We start from the raw sequence: 3,201 nt of genomic DNA on the forward strand, positions 1-3,201 counted from the left end.
TATAATCTATTTACTATATCCTTGGTCAATTTACTTAATGGTCTTTTTCCAGTTTCATAATCCTCCAAATAATTTCCATATATAATACGCATCATTTCTTTTTTACTTCGAAACAGACCAGAAAACTTCTTCATAAATTCATCCAGTTGCTTTGGACTATACATAACCCCTTTAATAAGTAACTCATGCACTAAATCATTATGCATGGCATATTGACTCCTAAGGTGAAGTACATCGAAATTTTCCTCAAGCTGTTCGGAAATTTTTACCTTTACATAGACTTTCCGCTCATCTTTAAAAAATCGGCATCAGTTATTCCGTAGTTAAAACGCACCGCATCATCCCAAGGGATTCTAAAATCATACGGAGAAGCGGATACATCAAACTTATGTTTAAGCAGATTACAGCTTGGACATACAGGAACTAGATTAAAAAATGACATAGCCAAAAAAGGATATTTATCCTTGCTGAAAAAATGATCCAATTCGGATGTTCTTTTCACTTTTTTCTGTGTAGGAACATTATTTATGTAATTCCTGTTGCAGTATGGGCATACTTTAATCCCTAAGTTTTCAACCAAGCGAGCTGCAGTATATTTTTTATTCCCTAACGATCTTCCAGATAATGAAAAGCGTTCCTTATACATATCCTTCAAATGGGTGGTCGCAGTTGTTCCATCATACGCTTCTATCATCTTTTCCATTAAAGGAACAGAAGCCATAATAGCCTCTTTTAAACTCATTCCCAGTCCATTCTTTTCAAACCACTTGCTAACAGTTTTATAGCTACCATCTGATTTTAATTGGTCTTCGACCGCCTCATAATGCTGATAGGCGAATTGTAACAACAGTGGATGGGTTATGGGTATCATACATCTTCTCCATGTTCTAACGATTGAAGTTCTAATTGAATTTTTCTTTGTTGTTCCAACAGCATTCTACGCCGCTCTTCTCTATCCTGTGGCACCTTTGCATTATACATCTCAATTAATTGTGCCTGAACGATAGGTTCACCAATTTGCTCAATTAAGGCAACGATTCTTTGTCTTTCTTTCTCTTTCAAAGACCGTCGGCTACTTAGACGCTTAATAACATGATTTATACTTTGAATGGCCAATTCTCCCATAGTAGAATCCAGAAAAAAGTTATCTGCCAGTACCGTATGAATATTGCTGGCAAATGTTTGGGTTTGTAAACTATCTCGTATTACCATACAATTTCCTGAATGGGGATTTTTTTTCAATGTAATGACATGAGAATTCGGTAAATCTGAAATAAGAAAAGGGGAATGAGTCGTAAAAACAATTTGATAATCTCTGTAGCCGCCTGATATACGTTCGAGAAATTGTTTAAATGCCGAGAAAAATAAACGGCACCATTCTGGATGCATGAATCGGTCTGGCTCATCCAACAAGATTAATAGAGTTTTCTTGTCATGTTCAGTGTCAAAAGTAACCCCTTGGTACAGCGTAGCAAATAAGTCCAAATAAGCCTCTTCTCCTGAACTGAATGGATAAAAGTCCACACTTAGAATCCTTTTCAGGAAATCCGGAAAATCTTTTTTTAAATACTCGCTATCCAGTGTTTTTAGTAATTCACTTATTGCATCCAGTTCCTCATCGCTTATTGCAATTTCAATCAAATAATCATGGAAAAATTCCGAAGGGATGTTATGTAAGAGCGAAATCAACACTTGATAAGCCTGAAAGAACACATTTTCTCCCTTCCGATTGTATTCTAGCCGGTTTCCAACCTCTCTAATTAAGCGTTCCAGCAATTTCTCATAATAAGACCGTTCCTCGTTATTTTCAACTTCCACACTTTCAATTTCTTTTTTTAATTCCAAAATCTCCTCTTCAGTTGAACCATTCCCTCTCATATGAACAATAAGAGAATGCCAGGTGAAATGAAGATAATCTTCATGTAAAAACATAATCCAACGAAATTTCCTTGTCTCGGGAGGGACATCCTCATCATTGGAAGCAGTATTCAACCGCTTGACAACACTCCTATAAAGTCGATCGTAATTGACCTTTAAGTGTAGCCTATCTTTTTCATCCGTTTTGTATTGAATGGCTGACCTGATTTTTACAAAGACACGATCCTTGGCGTTAAAGAGACGTTTATCTTCATCCTTATCCCTATTGAACTCAACTAGGATCTTGTATTTCGGATAATATCCAACGCTCAAAGGCTGTAATGTTATCCGTTCAAATAAATGGCTAGCCTCTAAGATATCATGAGGACTCACTAAAGGATGACTGTCTTGTTGGTTTTTAGAAGATAAAACTTTAAGGCTGTGATGCTCCCTCTCCGCAGTATTAAGAAATCTTAAAACGTAAAAGTGCCTGTCCCCTCATCATATCGCACTAAAAGACTGTATATTTCCTGAAAGCCAGGTGTAATAATTATGCCTCGCAGGATTGGACGGATAACATCTATGCCTTTACCCTCAATTACATATTTCGTTTTAGACTGTTTATATAACATAAAGTATTTGGCATCCTTTACAAACGAACGCTGGTTTACTTTCATTCCTATCAAATCTAAAATATTTGTTTTCCCACTTCCATTTTCCCCGATGATGCCAGTAACGGATTTCATCTTTGGACCGAAAATGTTAACATCGTTTTTCTTTTCCGTTATCCTGAATGATTGAACCAAATGATCTTGTTCTTGTTCAAGATTGCATTCATGACTTGCAGAAAAAGAGAAACCTTCCCTTTTGATGTTCTTAAATGCCTCAACCCATAGATATAATAACTGCATCTCTTATCTCCCCTTTACATCCACCTCCATCATTATATATAACTTTTGGAAAAGTTGGTACGCTGGTACCTGTAAGAGCAATTAATAATAGAAACATTAAAAAAACCCATTTGAGGGCCCAATCTTACTAGAAACCTACCCTGACTAAAACAGCAGACATCCATAATGATTCAATTTAAGTTACTAATAATTCGGAAGGTATTCTTGGCTTTTTTCTTTCTCTGACATGCCATGCCGACCCGATTTTTTATTGGGAGGGATGCTCCTTAAGTGGAGCAAAGACTTATTAGCTTTTATGGTTTTTCGACCACCATTAAACAAAATGTTGAAAGGGTGTATTTGGCAATTAAAAAATGCCATAAACGGCAGTATATATTATGAATGTAAAAAGAGCCTAAAATACGCAAGTAGTGCATAAAAACTTGCATATTTT

General features: G+C 36.1%; 3 protein-coding genes. All 3 read right to left on the bottom strand.

From position 1 onward, the window contains the following. Nucleotides 1-271: 271 nt before the first annotated feature. The gene (locus V7266_RS29580) at nucleotides 272-871 is read right to left on the bottom strand and encodes an HNH endonuclease signature motif containing protein (protein WP_335472787.1); all 600 of its coding nucleotides are present in this window, start codon (nucleotides 869-871) and stop codon (nucleotides 272-274) included. Beyond that, nucleotides 868-2,250, bottom strand: a complete 1,383-nt coding sequence (locus V7266_RS29585; RefSeq protein ID WP_335472788.1) for an AAA family ATPase — start codon at nucleotides 2,248-2,250, stop codon at nucleotides 868-870. Before V7266_RS29585 ends, V7266_RS29580 begins: the two co-directional genes overlap by 4 nt. An 80-nt stretch (nucleotides 2,251-2,330) precedes the next feature. After that, a complete protein-coding gene (locus V7266_RS29590) occupies nucleotides 2,331-2,768 on the bottom strand; it encodes a hypothetical protein (protein ID WP_335472789.1) in 438 nt (145 codons plus the stop codon). Nucleotides 2,769-3,201 lie beyond the last annotated feature (433 nt).

Origin of the sequence: Neobacillus drentensis, from assembly GCF_036965645.1 — a bacterium.
Taxonomy (GTDB): Bacteria; Bacillota; Bacilli; order Bacillales; family Cytobacillaceae; genus Neobacillus; species Neobacillus drentensis_D.

Bases quoted from the DNA above. Each gene is read 5' to 3' on its own strand.
- V7266_RS29580 (WP_335472787.1), bottom strand. From the start codon at position 871: ATGATACCCATAACCCATCCACTGTTGTTACAATTCGCCTATCAGCAT.
- V7266_RS29590 (WP_335472789.1), bottom strand. From the start codon at position 2,768: ATGCAGTTATTATATCTATGGGTTGAGGCATTTAAGAACATCAAAAGG.